This is a genomic window from Lacunisphaera limnophila (assembly GCF_001746835.1).
Lineage (GTDB): Bacteria > Verrucomicrobiota > Verrucomicrobiia > Opitutales > Opitutaceae > Lacunisphaera > Lacunisphaera limnophila.
Map to the genome: position 1 here is coordinate 216,415 of NZ_CP016094.1, position 12,656 is coordinate 229,070.

The window sequence follows — 12,656 nt, forward strand, 5'->3', positions numbered from 1 at the left end:
AGGCCGCCTCCGCAATACTTCGCTATTTGCCGGCGATGCGATTACGTGAGCCCATGGACACCGCTCTTCCCGCCGCCCCGCGTCTCGCCGCCCTCCGCTGTTGGATGCAGGGCCGCCGCGTTTACTTGGAAATCACCGAGCGCCGCCGCATCAGTTTTCCCACGAGCAAATACGACCAGTTGGCCTACGCCTCCCAGGTCGAGCTCGAGAAGATCCACCTGCACGACGAGGGCCGCGTCATCCGCTGGGACTCCCTCGACGAGGAGATCCAGGTTGAGGATGTGGCCAACAGCCGCTATACCCATACCGCACGCTCCGTGCCCTTTGTCACGGCGCTGGCGCCGGAGAAGCCGGCCCCCAAATACACCTTCTGAGGCGGCCGCGGCTCAGCCGCGGCGCCGTTGCAGCACGCTGATCTCGTCCCGGAGGGTGTTGCCGTCCTGGCGGGCCGTCCGGCGGGCCCGCTTGAAGGCGGCCTCGGACGACTTCAGGCCCTCGGTCAGCTCCCCGTTGGCCTTGGTTAGTTGGGCGATGCTGGCGTGGGCCAGCTGGAGCTGCTGTTCGAGTTCTTGGATGCGTTCAACGGACATGTCCGGTCCCGGTAGCCCCGAACCTTCACATTAGCCAACCCTATATCCTCCGGCGACCGGGCTTTGCCCTCGCGCCCGCGGCGAATCCGCGAATCATCACCGTGCGTGGCCCGTATTGGCCGGCAGTCTTATTGGTGGGCCCCCCGCCGAACCCCGGTTCGTTTGGGAGCCCGAAACCCGATTCCCGGGACCGGACTGGCGGCGGATCTGACCCGCGCAACAACGATCCCATGGGTTCCAAACTATACGTCGCCAATCTGTCCTACAATGTCACCGAGGCCGAGCTCCGCACCGCCTTCGAGCCCTTTGGCGGCATCGCCGACATTTTCCTCGCCACCGACCGCGAGACCGGCCGCCCCCGCGGGTTCGGCTTCATCACTTTCAACACCGACGAGGAAGCCCAGGCCGCCATCGCCAAGATGAACGGCGTCGAGCTCGATGGCCGCGCCCTCACCGTGAACGAGGCCCGGCCGAAGGAGGGTGGTCCCTCCGGTGGCGGCGGCGGTGGTGGCGGCGGCGGCGGCAAAAATTTCGGCCCCGACCGCCGCGCCGGCGCCTTCCAACAGCGCAACAAAAACCGGCGCTGAGTCCTGCCCGCCCGGAACCCACCCCGGGCCGGGCGGTCTGAATCGGCCATGATTGCCATCCGCCTGATCCGGCCGGGGCTCTTGCTCACCGGCCTGCTCACCGGCCTGACGCTGCCGCTGGCGGCCGCCACGGCCGAAACGGACGCACTCAACGCCCTGCGGCCCGAGGCTCCCCTCACCCTGGACGATCTCCGGCCGCAGCCCCGCGAGCGCCCGCGACTCCGGGTCAGCGAGGTCCTGACCGACGAAGGGCGCCTGCGCGTGCACGGCGGCCTGTCCTTCACCGTGGGCGGCAGCAGCGGCGGTGGCAGCTTCCACGGCACCTCAGCCTGGGCGAGCTACTACGACCCGGTCACAGGCATCAGCCTGGCGTTTTCCTACTCCACGTTCTCGGGCGACGGGCTCTACGACACCTATCCCCGTTATTTTTCCTCGTACCCCAGCGCCTACCCTTATGCGGGAGCCCTGGACTCTCCCGGAGTGACCGCGGTCAACGTTCCGCGTTACACCGCCGCTCCGGTCGACCGCACTGACGCGCCATCGTTCATCCGCAGCGGCGCGAGCGATTCCATCCCCCACCGCTTCCCGGCCGCCGGCGACGACTACGTCCCGTCCACCCGGAACGCGCGGCGCTGAGCTTCATTTTGGCGGCAGGATGGCGATCAGCTCGATGTCGAAGATCAGGCCCGACACCGGCGGGATGTTGCCCGCCTGCATGCTGCCGTAGCCCAGACTCGGCGGGATGTAGAGGATGGCGCGGCCACCGGGCTTCATGAAACCGAGCCCGTCGGCCATGCCCCGCACCAGCCGGTCGAGGCCAAACTCCGCCGGCTGGCCCCGCGCGCGCGTATCGTCGAATACCGTCCCGTTCGCCAGTGAGCCCGTGTAGTGCACCCGCACCCGGTCCGAGAAGGTCGGAGCCGTCCCTTCGCCCGGGACGAGGATCTTGATCCCCAGGCCCGTGCTGCGCCAGTCGACCGCCGGATCCGCCGCGGCCTCGACGCCGAAAAATTTCTCCCGCTTCACCACGTGATCCGGCTTCACCGGCACCGGCGGCGCGGGTGGCTCCGCCGGCGTGCAAGCCGCGAGGATGAGGGCAAGGGCGGGCAAGAGGAGGCGCAACATGCCCCCAACCTAACGCCGCCCCCGATCGAGCCAAGGGGAGAAATATAGATTTAGTACTTGCTTAATTAAGTTTTGCCTTAATCTTAATCGACATGCTCAGCCTGCCCGCCCTCGCCGACCCCACCCGCCGCCGCATCGTCGAACTGCTCGCGCAACGCGACCGCACCACCGGCGAGTTGGTGGACGAGTTTGACGTCAGCGCGCCGGCCATTTCCCAGCACCTGAACGTGCTCCGCGAGGCCGGGCTCGTGATCACCCGCGCCGAGGGCCAGACCCGCATCCAGTCCCTCAACCCGGCCGGCCTCGACGAGGTCGGGGCCTGGCTGGAAAAGACCCGCGCCTTCTGGTCCGGCCGCCTCGACGCCCTCGAGCGCGAGCTGCGCGCCGAGGACGCCCGCGCCGCCCAGGCCGCCAAGCGGAAAAAGAATTCATGAATACCAACGATCCCTACGGCACCTTCCACGGACGGGCGGAAGTCCGCCTGGTGCGCACCCTGCCCGGCCCCATCGAACGCATCTGGGAATACCTCACCGATCCGGCCAAGCGCGCGCGCTGGTTCGCCGGCGGCGTCTGCGAGCCGAGGGCCGGCGGCAAGAACGACCTCGTCTTCCAGCACAAGCACCTGTCGCCGCACGAGGAACCGCCGGAGCAATACAAGCAGATGAATGACGAGGGCTTCAGGATGCCGTCGACCATCCTGCGCTGTGAGCCGCCGCGCCTGTTGAGCTACACGTTCGACGACGAGTCCGACGTCACCTTCGAGCTTACGCCGCAGGGCGCGGAGGTCCTCCTTGTCCTGACCCATCGCGCCCGCGGCTCCGACATTCCCTCCATCCCCGGTTACGCGAGCGGCTGGCACACCCATTTCGACCTGCTCCGCGCCCTGCTCGAGGGCCAGACTCCCCCGCCCTTCTGGGCCACGCACCGGCGGCTCAAGGAGGAATACCTCCGGCTCTACGCCAGTGTGACACCGTAACCCGGCCCGCCCGCCCGGCTTCCCATCCGATGCCTCCCGGCATCCCGGGCGGAGCTTTGCCCACCCCTTTCCTTCCCACCCAAATCCAACCATGAAATCCACCGCCTCCGACCAGACTCCCCTCGCCGCTCCCAGCCAGAAGTGGCTCGACGCCCAGCACGAACTCGCCCGCCAGGCCGACGCTACCCCGCCGCCTGCCTCCGCTTTCACCCACCCGACCGTCGTGACGCCCGCCGACTGGCTCGAGGCCCGGCGGGAGCTGCTCTGCCTGGAAAAGGAATTCACCCGCCAGCGTGATGCCCTCGCCGCCCGCCAACGCGCGCTGCCCTGGGTCAAGGTCGCCAAGCCTTACGCCTTTGCCGGCCCGGCCGGCCGCGTTTCGCTGCCCGACCTCTTCGCGGGTCGCAGCCAGTTGATCGTCCAGCACTTCATGTTCGGCCCCGGCTGGGAGGAGGGCTGCAAGAGCTGCTCGTTTATGCTGGATCACCTCAACCCGGTCACCGTGCACCTGCAGGCGCGCGATGTGGCCTTCGCCGTCATCTCCCATGCCCCGCTACAGGAAATCCTGCCTTTCCAGCGGCGGATGGGTTGGACGGTCAACTGGGTCTCCGCCCACGGCACGGACTTCAACGCCGACTTCCATGTGTCGTTCCCGGCCGAGGCCGTGGCCCGGGGCAAGGTGGACTACAACTACTCCCTGCAGGAGGTGCCGAACCAAGAGCTGCCCGGGATCAGTGTATTCACGCGGGGCGGTGATGGCGCGATCTACCACACCTATTCCACCTATGGCCGCGGCGTCGAGCTGGTCATGACCACCTACGACCTCCTTGACCTCGTGCCCCGCGGCCGCGACGAGGCCGGCCTCGACTACGGCATGGCCTGGGTCCGGCATCACGACCGTTACGACCATGCGACGCCGGCTCAGTGAATTCCTCCGCGGCCCCTGGCGACGGCGGGCGGGTGCCGCCCTGCTCGTGGCGGCGGCCCCGAAGTGCCTCCTGTGCGCGGCCGCCTACGCCGGGCTCGGCACTGCCGCCGGGCTCGGCGGTCCCGAGCTCTGCGGCCCGCCCGCCACTCCCCTCACTCCCTGGATCGCCCTGCTCGGTCTGGCCGGCGCCACTGGCCTGCTCATCCGGCATCGTTCGCGCCCACCTGACCCTCCGGCATCCGAATCGGACAATATCTGCTGAGTCGTCGCGATTTCACATCCATACAATTGCCTGTCATGTAGTTGTGCCACAAACAGGGTAATACCACCCAGCAGCCTGGCTGATAAACCGTTGGGCACGATCAAGTCAGCCGGCTTCGGTGCCGTTATGAATCGTTATGCTGTCTGCCCAAGTCTCGCCCACCGAACTGATCGAGGCGGCCCGGGAACTCCCCGGTGCCCCGCGCCTGCTCATCGAGCTGGGCATGCTGATCCATGACCCCGGCACCGACGCCCGCGATGTCACCGATCTGCTGAAGCAGGATCCCGCGCTCGCCGCGCGCCTCATCCGCATGGCCAACAGCGCGGTCTATGCCCGGTCCGAACCCGTGTCCTCCACCGAGGGTGCGGTGAGCTGCATCGGCTTCGAGGAAGTGCACCGCCTCGTCGGCGCCCTCGCCGCCACCCAGCTCGCCGAGCAGCGGCTCGACCTCCACGGCATCGACGGCGCCCGCCTGCGCAAGATCTCCCTTTTCACCGCCGTTCTCATGGAGGAACTCGCAACGCCCGCCGGCGAAAGCCGCCGCCGCTGCTACACCGTGGGACTGCTGCGCTCCGTCGGCATGATGGCCCTCGAGATCATCGGCCGCCGCCACGGCCGCGTCCCCCCCTTCAACCCCGGCAGCGGCCAGCCCGTCCACGAATGGGAAAAATGCCACTGGGGCATCGATAACTGCGAGGCCGCCGAGATCATCCTCAAGGACTGGCGCCTGCCCCACGAAACGGTCATCGCCATCCGCCACCATTACCTGCCCGACGGTTACCACAACCCCATCATCCACCTGCTCGCGCTCGCCGCCGGCTCCGCGGCGGACCGCTACCAGGGCATCGCGGGCGAGGAAAACTACTGGCGGTCCACGCCGGAAAATTTTCGCAAGGCCGGCCTGCCGATGCGGGATTTCCAGCTCGCCTCCGAGAAGGCCCAGCAGACGTTCCAGCGCCTCGAGGCCGCGCTGGCCTGAGGCGGCCACCCGCCCGCTCGTCCGGAAGCTTGCGGCCGGATTGAGGTTTTTTGCGCGAGCGCATCCCCGCCCGAACCGCTCAGGGCACCTGCACTGTCTGCGCGCCCGCCCGCAGCGCCACGGTCTTCCCGTCCCACAAAAATTCCCCCGTCACCCCCTCCGGCAAGGTGACTTCCGCCTGCAGGCCGGCCCCAGCCCGACGCAGGCTCACGGCAATCTCCCCGCGCGGATGCGGGATCGTCGCCGCCGCTTCCTGCAGGTGTCCCAGGTGGGGCGCGATGCGTACGGTGGCAAAGCCAGGTGACGCCGGTTCGACGCCCACGACCGTCGCGAGAAATTCATAGACCGGCGAGGCGCTCCACGCATGGCAGTCCGAGCGCGTCGGATCGGGTTTTTCCGCAAAGGTCGTCAGGCCCCGCGCCAGCATGGCGTGCCACTGCCCCAGGCCGGCGAGATAGCGGTCACCCAACCCGGCTTCCTTCAGCGCCCGCAACAGGTAGAACCGGAAATAAGTGGTGGCCTGCACGAGCGATTTATCGTCCGCCACCCGCCCGATCAACTCGCCGGCCGCCTCCGCCGTCACGGCGCCGGCCAGCACGGCAAAGACATTGGCGTGCTGGCTGTAGGTCTGTTTCGCGGGCGTGTCGGCATACACCCGGCGCACCGGATCCCAGCAGTGCTGGTTGACGGCGGCCCGCAGGCCCGTCGCAACCTGCTCATAATGCGTCGCCAACTCCGGCCGGCCCAGCGACCGGCAGAGCTCTGCCGCCCGCCGCAATGTGCCGGCGTATTGCAGGGTCACGATGCTCGAGCCGCCGGTGTGCGCGCCCGGCGCCTCGCCGCCGATGCCCAGGCCGCTGTTCCAGGCCCATTCATCCGCCCAATCCACGAACGTCCAGTAAGGCACCGGCCCGACCAGGCCGGTCGCGGGATCGATCTTCGCCTCGAACCACGCGAGCACCGCCTGCAGGCCGGTCAGCCGCGCGCGGAGAAAGGCGTCGTCACTGCGGTGCCGCCAGTAGTCGTGCAGCATGTCCACCCAGAACAAAGAAAAGGTATTGATCAGCTGCGGGCTGTACGACGGGTAACGGCTCTGCGTGAGCCCCTCGGGAATCCGCGAGCGGTCATAAAGCTCGAGGGCGTTGCGCATCAGCCGGTCGTCGCCGGACACATACAGCGAGATGAGCGCCTGGATGCGGGTGTCACCGACGTACTGCAGTTGCTCGTAGTACGGACAGTCCACGTAGGTGTCGATCGCGCACAGCCGCGCGGTGCGCCAGCCGACCGTCCAGATGCGGGCCAACTCGGGATCATCGCTGCGGAAGGTCGCGTTCTCCTTGAACGGGTAACCGGTGAACACGCCGCTCAGATCCTCGATCACCAGCGGCTCGGTCCCGGTCGTGATGTCGAGCTGCACATACCGGTAGGTACGAAAGTCCATCGGCGCAAACAACCGCCGCGCCCCGCCGTCCGGCCGGAACTGGTCCCCCAGACCGAGCATCACGCGGCCCTCGTGCTCGTCGCGGTGACCTTTCTGTTTTTTCGCGTCGAACAGCCCCTCGGCGTAACGCAGGGTCACGGTCGCACCGCGGCCGCCGCTGACCGTGAGCTGCGGAAACGAGTTGGTCAGATGCCCCTGGTCGAGCAGCACCGCGGCCGTCGTCCCCGCCGGCACCGTCAGCGGTCCGGTCCCGGCCAGAAAATCCGCCGGCACCGTCACCCCGGTCGCGCGCACCACTCGCGCCAGCCGCTCGGGGGTTTCCTCCAACAGCGGGATCGAGCGCGGCTTGAGCCAGTAATCCACGTCCGTGCCCCACCCGTGCGGCAGCCCCGGACCCAGCAGTCGCGGCGCGCTCCAGGCGCTGGCCTCAAAACCGGCCTGCTCCCAGCCCCAGGGATGGCGCGCCGCCTCGAAGCGGTCGCCCGGCCCCACCACCACGAAGGTGTGTAAGTCATCCCGGTCCGCCCGAAAGGGGGCGTACGCCTCGGCCCGCGTTACTTTCCAGTCCGGCCCGGTGTCCGCGGCGCGTTCCGCCGCCGTGTCGCCCTGCAGCAGGAACGCCGTGCGCAGCCCCATGCTGGCATAGGGGGCGAGGTCGCCATAACCGACCAGCCGCACCGCCAGCACGTTGGTCCCCGCCGTAAGCCACGGAGCCAGGTCGTAACTCTCATAACGCCACTCGGCGGGATCACTCGCCTGCGGCCCGTAACCCACCGGCCGGCCGTTGACCCACAGCCGGTAGCGGGCATCGCCCGTCACGTGCACGACGAATCGCGCGGGCTTCGCCGCCAGCGTGAGCTCCCGCCGAAAAAGGTAGACGCCATATTCGGCCTTGGGCGCAGCCGGATGCGTGATCCAGCGCGCGGACCAGCGCTGCGCCAACAGCTCCGGCGCCGGGACCGGCAGACCGCTGGCGGTGCCGCGGGCGCTCGCGCTGCCCGGAAGTGAAACGACGCCAAGCAGGACAATCGCGCCGAGGCGGCGCAGGCAGCGGGGTAGCATGCCCCGTGATGACAGCACCGGCGGGCGGTGACAAGCCCGCCCGCGGCGGATTCCGGCTCGTCAGCCGCCTCCCCGATGGGCTAGATCGTGTCAACCCACCCACCCCAACCAAGGAACTTCCCATGCCCCGCTACATCGATGGTTTCGTACTCCCGCTGAAAAAGAAGAATCTCGCGGCCTACCGCCGCATCGCCGCCAAGGCCGGCAAGATCTGGAAGAAGTACGGCGCGCTCGATTACGTCGAGGCCGTCGGCGACGACCTCAAGATCCCGGGCATGGAAACGTCGTTCCCCGGCCTGGCGAAGAGCAAGCCCGGCGAGACGGTGGTGTTCTCGTTCATCACCTATAAATCGCGGGCTGACCGCGACCGCGTGACCAAGCGGATCATGCAGGACCCCGAGATCATGAAAATCTGCGACCCTAAAAAGTCCCCCTTCGACTTCCAGCGCATGGCCTACGGCGGCTTCAAAGCCATCGTCGAGTTATGAAACGGTTAATCCTGCTGCTCGGCCTGGTCGCGGTCCTGCCCGCCGCTGCCGCGCCCCTCGTGCTCAAGGTGATGACCTACAACCTGCGCTACGCGAGCACCCAGTCTCCTCACGCCTGGCCCGACCGCCGGCCCGTCATGCGCGACCTTCTCGCCCGCGAGGCCCCCGACGTCATCGGCACGCAGGAGGGATTGTATGGCCAGCTGCGCGACCTCGCGGCCGACCTGCCGGACTACGAGTGGATCGGCCTCGGCCGCGCCGGTGGCAGCGCGGATGAGTTCACGGCAATCTTCTTCCGCCGCGATCGTTTCGAACCCGTCGCCTTCGACCACTTCTGGCTCTCCGACACCCCGCAGGTCATCGGCTCGATCACCTGGGGCCCGAAATACCGCCGTATGGCGAGCTGGGTGCGCCTGCGCGACAAGGCCACCGGCCGGGAATTCGAGGTCTGGAACACGCACTTCGACCACGAGGTGGAAGTGGCCCGGCAAAAATCCGCCGCGCTCATCCGCGACCGCCTCGCCCAGGTTGACGCCGCCACGCCGCTGGTGCTCGTCGGCGATTTCAACTGCACCGCCGGTGCCAGCCGCGCCCACGAGATCCTGACCCGCGAGGCCGGTCTCACGGACACCTGGGACGCCGCCCCCGCGCGCGCCAACGCGGACCTGAATACCTTCAACGGCTTCAACCCGCCCGCCCACGCCGGCGAACGCATCGACTGGATCCTTGCCCGCCGCCCCGCCGCCGTGGAGGCCGCCGGCATCGTCGACTACACCGGCCTCCCGCAGTTCCCGAGCGACCACTTCCCCGTGACCGCCACCGTGCGCTTCTAAGACACCCGCCGTTTTCAGGCCGGGACCCGCAACTGGAGCAGGTCCCACTTGTTGCCGTATAGGTCACGGAACACCGCCACCGTGCCATACGCCTCGTGCCGGGGCTCCTCGTCGAACACCACGCCGGCCGCCCGCATCGCGCCATGGTCGCGCGTGAAATCATCCGTCTCGAGAAACAGCCAGACCCGGCCACCGCCCTGCGCCCCGATCAGCTCCGCCTGCGCCGGCGTCGCCGCCCGCGCCAGCACCAAGCCGGTGCCATCCCCGCCGCGCGGCGCCACCCGCACCCACCGCTTGTCCGGGGCCAGGGCCGTGTCCTCCTGCAACACGAAGCCGAGCTTCGTCGTGAAAAACGCGATCGCCTCATCATAATCCCGCACCAACAGGGTGAGTGCTCCGAGCCGTTGTCCCATGCGCACACTCTCGGCCCGGCCCCCGCTGCCGTCAATGCCCCAGCCCGCCAGCCCGGCGCCACCGAGATCGGTCTTGCGGATTTTCATTTCGCGATTCCCCTGAACCCACGTCCCGGCGGCCCTCCCGGCCCCCGGGTGACATCCCTAAACCAACCCCTCCATGAAAAAGTACTTCCTCGCCCTTCTGGCCGCCACCCTGCTCTCGCTCGGTGCCGCCTCCGCCACCGCCAGCGAAACCGCCCCGAAGTCCGTGATCCACGTGGTCTCCGTCAAATGGAAGGCCGATGCCTCGCCTGCGGCCATCAAGGCCGCCCTCGATGGGGTCCAAGCCCTGCCCGCCGCCTACAAGGGCATCACGCGGGTCTGGACTAACGCCTTCAAGGTCCAGGGTGACTGGTCCCACGTCATCGTGATGGAATTCGCCGATGAGGCCGCCCTCAAGGCCTACGCCGGGAGCGACGCCCAGAAGGAATGGTACAAGGTCTACCTGCCGGTCCGCGAGCGCAGCAACACGCACGACATCACCAACTGATTCCCGCGCCAACTCCCTGAGCGAAATCCGGGCCGCCGTCAGGCGGCCTTTTGCTTTTCGCCCACCGGCACAAAGGCCGCATCGCGTAGCGCCGCCGGCCCGGGGGAGTGGGTCCGCCTCCGTGGAATATTGCACTGGCCTGCGGGGCAAAAATTCGCACGCTGACCGCCCGTCGCCGGTGTTGGTCCTAATGGCTGCTTCCACCCCAAAACCTTTGCGCCTGGTCCCAGGACGCCAGCGGCGTGGATCATGGGCCGGTCGATCCCCCACTTGGCTGGCCCTCCTCCTCCTGAGTGTCAGCCTGCCGGGCCGGGGCCGCGCCGGCGATGAGACCGTCCTCACCGAACTGACCTTCGAGCAGCTCGGCCAGATTATTGTCACGACCGCGTCCAAGCGACCGGAGCCCCTCGCCGACACGGCCGCCGCCATCTCGGTGCTGACGGGAGCGGAGCTCCACAACCTGGGCGTCACATCGGTTCCGCAGGCGCTGCGGGGCATCACCGGCCTCAATGTCGCCCAGATCAACGGAGCCTCCTGGGGCATCGGCGCCCGCGGATTTTCCGGCCAATTTGCGACCAAGCTGCTCGTGATGATTGATGGCCGGTCCGTGTACACCCCGGTCTTTGGCGGGGTTTTTTGGGACACCCAAAACTACCTGCCCGAAGACATCGACCGGATTGAGGTCGTTCTGGGCAACGGTGGCTCACTGTGGGGCGCCAACGCGGTGAACGGCGTGATCAACATCCTGACCAAGGACGCCAAGGACACCCAGGGTGACTTGCTCGCGGTGTCCGTGGGAACGCGGGGCAGCGGCATGGTCAGCGCCCGCCACGGCGCCAAGTTGGCTCCCGCGGTCTTCGGGCGGGTCTACGTGAACTACCGCACCACGGCCTCGACCATCGATCCCGGTGGAAGTGAGGCGGGCGACGCGACACGCTTCCTGCAGGGCGGATGGCGCGTGGATGGCACGCGCGGGAACGCCCGCTGGACATTGCAGAGTGATGCCTATCAGGGGTGGAATGACTACCGGATTACCCTGCCTTCGCTGGCGGTGGGACCGCCCTACCAGTTCACGGACGAAACCGGCGAGTCCACGGCCGGTGGCAACCTGCTTGGGCGCTGGGAGACGTCCCTTGACTCGGGCGATTCGCTTCAAGCGATGGCCTACTTGGACTATGCCGAGAGAAAGGGGCCGCTCTTCGAGAACCGCACCCGGACCGTCGAGGTCGATATGCAGCACACGCTCACGGCGATCGGCCGGCATGAGCTCACCTGGGGTCTGTCGGCCCGTCAGATCGACATCCAGACCCGCGATCGGTGGATCAGCTACCTGTCACCTCCGAACTCTCTCTGGCTCGCCAGCGCTTTTGCCCAAGACAAAATCACGCTGATTCGTGACCGGCTGAACCTGAATGCCGGGCTGAAGCTCGAGGGTGGCAGCAGAAACCGCACCGAACAACAGCCCAGCCTCCGCCTCGCCTGGCTGCCCACCCCGAACCAAGTACTCTGGACCAGTTGGGCCCGGGCAGCCCGGACCCCCGCACTGACGGAAAACTACGGCGTCACCTACCCAGTGGTCCTACCGCCCGGAGCCCTCGACCCGCAGCTGCCTGCGGCCGTGCGGGCCACGGGTACGCCCGGCTTGGACGTCGAGACCCTTCACTCCTTGGAAGCGGGCTGGCGGTGGCAAGTCACCGACTCTCTCAATCTCGCCCTGACCGGATATCTGAACGACTATGACGATCTGATCGAGGTCAACAACGCCAGCCCCTTCGTCGAGGCCTCGCCGCAACCAGTGTTCATTATTCCGGCGGTCTTAAACAACGACCTGACTGGTCAAACCCACGGCGGCGAGATCACCATGCATTGGCAACCGGTGGAGCAATGGCACCTGACCGTCGGCTATGCCTACACCCTGACGCGATTCGCAAGGGCGGGGCCGGATGACCTCAACATCGTCCGCACCAGCGGCAACACACCGCGCCAGTCCGCGTCCGTTTCCACTACTTGGACCCCGGTCAAGACCTGGCAGTTCACAGGCTCACTTCGCTATGTCGATCGCTCGACCTCCTTGGATATCCCCGCCTATGTCGACTTTGACTTCAGCTTGGCTTGGCATCCGAACCCGCAGTGGGAAATCGCCCTCACGGGGCAGAATGTCCTGCACGAACACCATCTTGAAGGGAAACCGGGCGTCATCGGCCCGACCGCGGAAATCCCCCGGGTGGTGGCCCTCCGCCTGACCTGGAAACGGTAGGCGCGGATTGGCTCCCGCTCCCCCACCGCGCAAACCACCCGACATCACCATCTGATCGGCGTCGGTTTTCCCTCTGCCGCCGCCCGTTTTTCGGGCGGCTTTATTGATGCATTCAGGGCGGAGGTGCGGGCGCGGATCACATCTGTTCTAACAAGCGAGCAAAATGTTACTGGCCAGTATTGT

General features: G+C 67.3%; 16 protein-coding genes. 12 read left to right on the plus strand and 4 right to left on the minus strand.

The genetic code is table 11. The features are described 5' to 3' along the window. The first annotated feature begins 53 nt into the window (after positions 1-53). Positions 54-374, plus strand: coding sequence for a DUF2442 domain-containing protein (locus tag Verru16B_RS00970; protein ID WP_069960538.1), 321 nt, complete (start codon positions 54-56; stop codon positions 372-374). A gap of 12 nt (positions 375-386) precedes the next feature. On the opposite strand, the gene Verru16B_RS00975 is transcribed toward Verru16B_RS00970, so the two are convergent. After that, positions 387-590, minus strand: a complete 204-nt coding sequence (locus Verru16B_RS00975) for a hypothetical protein (protein ID WP_069960539.1) — start codon at positions 588-590, stop codon at positions 387-389. 230 nt (positions 591-820) lie between these two features. Between Verru16B_RS00975 and Verru16B_RS00980 the strand changes: the two genes are divergently transcribed. Continuing rightward, entirely contained in the window at positions 821-1,177 is a 357-nt protein-coding gene (locus Verru16B_RS00980) for an RNA recognition motif domain-containing protein (RefSeq protein ID WP_069960540.1), read from the plus strand. Positions 1,178-1,225: 48 nt separating this feature from the next. Further along, a complete protein-coding gene (locus Verru16B_RS00985; RefSeq protein ID WP_069960541.1) occupies positions 1,226-1,813 on the plus strand; it encodes a hypothetical protein in 588 nt (195 codons plus the stop codon). A 3-nt stretch (positions 1,814-1,816) separates the two neighbouring features. Here Verru16B_RS00985 and Verru16B_RS00990 read toward each other — a convergent pair whose 3' ends face one another. Next, on the minus strand, positions 1,817-2,302 hold the full coding sequence (locus Verru16B_RS00990) for an FKBP-type peptidyl-prolyl cis-trans isomerase (RefSeq protein WP_069960542.1): 486 nt from the start codon (positions 2,300-2,302) through the stop codon (positions 1,817-1,819). A 92-nt stretch (positions 2,303-2,394) separates the two neighbouring features. On the opposite strand from Verru16B_RS00990, the gene Verru16B_RS00995 reads away from it, so the two are divergent. The 5 genes from Verru16B_RS00995 to Verru16B_RS01015 all read left to right on the plus strand — a co-directional run bounded on the left by Verru16B_RS00995 (position 2,395) and on the right by Verru16B_RS01015 (position 5,447). Continuing rightward, the gene (locus Verru16B_RS00995; RefSeq protein WP_069960543.1) at positions 2,395-2,736 is read left to right on the plus strand and encodes a metalloregulator ArsR/SmtB family transcription factor; all 342 of its coding nucleotides are present in this window, start codon (positions 2,395-2,397) and stop codon (positions 2,734-2,736) included. Continuing rightward, positions 2,733-3,278: an SRPBCC family protein gene (locus tag Verru16B_RS01000; protein WP_069960544.1), complete on the plus strand. Its 546-nt coding sequence runs from the start codon at positions 2,733-2,735 to the stop codon at positions 3,276-3,278. Before Verru16B_RS00995 ends, Verru16B_RS01000 begins: the two co-directional genes overlap by 4 nt. Before the next feature lie 91 nt (positions 3,279-3,369). After that, complete coding sequence (locus tag Verru16B_RS01005) at positions 3,370-4,206, plus strand: DUF899 domain-containing protein (RefSeq protein ID WP_083269998.1); 837 nt, start codon at positions 3,370-3,372, stop codon at positions 4,204-4,206. Beyond that, positions 4,187-4,468 (plus strand): hypothetical protein, encoded by a 282-nt coding sequence (locus tag Verru16B_RS01010; protein ID WP_069960545.1) that lies wholly within the window; start codon positions 4,187-4,189, stop codon positions 4,466-4,468. The genes Verru16B_RS01005 and Verru16B_RS01010 overlap by 20 nt, the downstream gene beginning before the upstream one ends. 136 nt (positions 4,469-4,604) lie before the next feature. After that, positions 4,605-5,447, plus strand: coding sequence for an HDOD domain-containing protein (locus Verru16B_RS01015; RefSeq protein ID WP_069960546.1), 843 nt, complete (start codon positions 4,605-4,607; stop codon positions 5,445-5,447). 79 nt (positions 5,448-5,526) lie between these two features. On the opposite strand, the gene Verru16B_RS01020 is transcribed toward Verru16B_RS01015, so the two are convergent. Beyond that, entirely contained in the window at positions 5,527-7,950 is a 2,424-nt protein-coding gene (locus Verru16B_RS01020) for an alpha-L-rhamnosidase-related protein (protein ID WP_069960547.1), read from the minus strand. A 122-nt stretch (positions 7,951-8,072) separates the two neighbouring features. Between Verru16B_RS01020 and Verru16B_RS01025 the strand changes: the two genes are divergently transcribed. Then, entirely contained in the window at positions 8,073-8,438 is a 366-nt protein-coding gene (locus Verru16B_RS01025) for a DUF1428 domain-containing protein (RefSeq protein WP_069960548.1), read from the plus strand. Then, a complete protein-coding gene (locus Verru16B_RS01030) occupies positions 8,435-9,271 on the plus strand; it encodes an endonuclease/exonuclease/phosphatase family protein (RefSeq protein ID WP_083269999.1) in 837 nt (278 codons plus the stop codon). The genes Verru16B_RS01025 and Verru16B_RS01030 overlap by 4 nt, the downstream gene beginning before the upstream one ends. A gap of 14 nt (positions 9,272-9,285) precedes the next feature. On the opposite strand, the gene Verru16B_RS01035 is transcribed toward Verru16B_RS01030, so the two are convergent. Beyond that, on the minus strand, positions 9,286-9,684 hold the full coding sequence (locus Verru16B_RS01035) for a VOC family protein (RefSeq protein ID WP_069963537.1): 399 nt from the start codon (positions 9,682-9,684) through the stop codon (positions 9,286-9,288). Positions 9,685-9,844: 160 nt separating this feature from the next. On the opposite strand from Verru16B_RS01035, the gene Verru16B_RS01040 reads away from it, so the two are divergent. Both Verru16B_RS01040 and Verru16B_RS01045 read left to right on the plus strand, forming a co-directional pair. Beyond that, on the plus strand, positions 9,845-10,216 hold the full coding sequence (locus Verru16B_RS01040) for a Dabb family protein (protein WP_069960549.1): 372 nt from the start codon (positions 9,845-9,847) through the stop codon (positions 10,214-10,216). A gap of 214 nt (positions 10,217-10,430) precedes the next feature. Further along, complete coding sequence (locus Verru16B_RS01045) at positions 10,431-12,473, plus strand: TonB-dependent receptor plug domain-containing protein (protein WP_069960550.1); 2,043 nt, start codon at positions 10,431-10,433, stop codon at positions 12,471-12,473. Positions 12,474-12,656: the final 183 nt, after the last annotated feature.

Excerpts from the sequence above, each read along its gene's own strand:
- Verru16B_RS00970 (WP_069960538.1), top strand. The coding sequence starts at position 54 with ATGGACACCGCTCTTCCCGCCGCCCCGCGTCTCGCCGCCCTCCGCTGT.
- Verru16B_RS00975 (WP_069960539.1), bottom strand. The coding sequence starts at position 590 with ATGTCCGTTGAACGCATCCAAGAACTCGAACAGCAGCTCCAGCTGGCC.
- Verru16B_RS00980 (WP_069960540.1), top strand. The coding sequence starts at position 821 with ATGGGTTCCAAACTATACGTCGCCAATCTGTCCTACAATGTCACCGAG.
- Verru16B_RS00985 (WP_069960541.1), top strand. The coding sequence starts at position 1,226 with ATGATTGCCATCCGCCTGATCCGGCCGGGGCTCTTGCTCACCGGCCTG.
- Verru16B_RS00990 (WP_069960542.1), bottom strand. The coding sequence starts at position 2,302 with ATGTTGCGCCTCCTCTTGCCCGCCCTTGCCCTCATCCTCGCGGCTTGC.
- Verru16B_RS00995 (WP_069960543.1), top strand. The coding sequence starts at position 2,395 with ATGCTCAGCCTGCCCGCCCTCGCCGACCCCACCCGCCGCCGCATCGTC.
- Verru16B_RS01000 (WP_069960544.1), top strand. The coding sequence starts at position 2,733 with ATGAATACCAACGATCCCTACGGCACCTTCCACGGACGGGCGGAAGTC.
- Verru16B_RS01005 (WP_083269998.1), top strand. The coding sequence starts at position 3,370 with ATGAAATCCACCGCCTCCGACCAGACTCCCCTCGCCGCTCCCAGCCAG.
- Verru16B_RS01010 (WP_069960545.1), top strand. The coding sequence starts at position 4,187 with ATGCGACGCCGGCTCAGTGAATTCCTCCGCGGCCCCTGGCGACGGCGG.
- Verru16B_RS01015 (WP_069960546.1), top strand. The coding sequence starts at position 4,605 with ATGCTGTCTGCCCAAGTCTCGCCCACCGAACTGATCGAGGCGGCCCGG.
- Verru16B_RS01020 (WP_069960547.1), bottom strand. The coding sequence starts at position 7,950 with ATGCTACCCCGCTGCCTGCGCCGCCTCGGCGCGATTGTCCTGCTTGGC.
- Verru16B_RS01025 (WP_069960548.1), top strand. The coding sequence starts at position 8,073 with ATGCCCCGCTACATCGATGGTTTCGTACTCCCGCTGAAAAAGAAGAAT.
- Verru16B_RS01030 (WP_083269999.1), top strand. The coding sequence starts at position 8,435 with ATGAAACGGTTAATCCTGCTGCTCGGCCTGGTCGCGGTCCTGCCCGCC.
- Verru16B_RS01035 (WP_069963537.1), bottom strand. The coding sequence starts at position 9,684 with ATGGGACAACGGCTCGGAGCACTCACCCTGTTGGTGCGGGATTATGAT.
- Verru16B_RS01040 (WP_069960549.1), top strand. The coding sequence starts at position 9,845 with ATGAAAAAGTACTTCCTCGCCCTTCTGGCCGCCACCCTGCTCTCGCTC.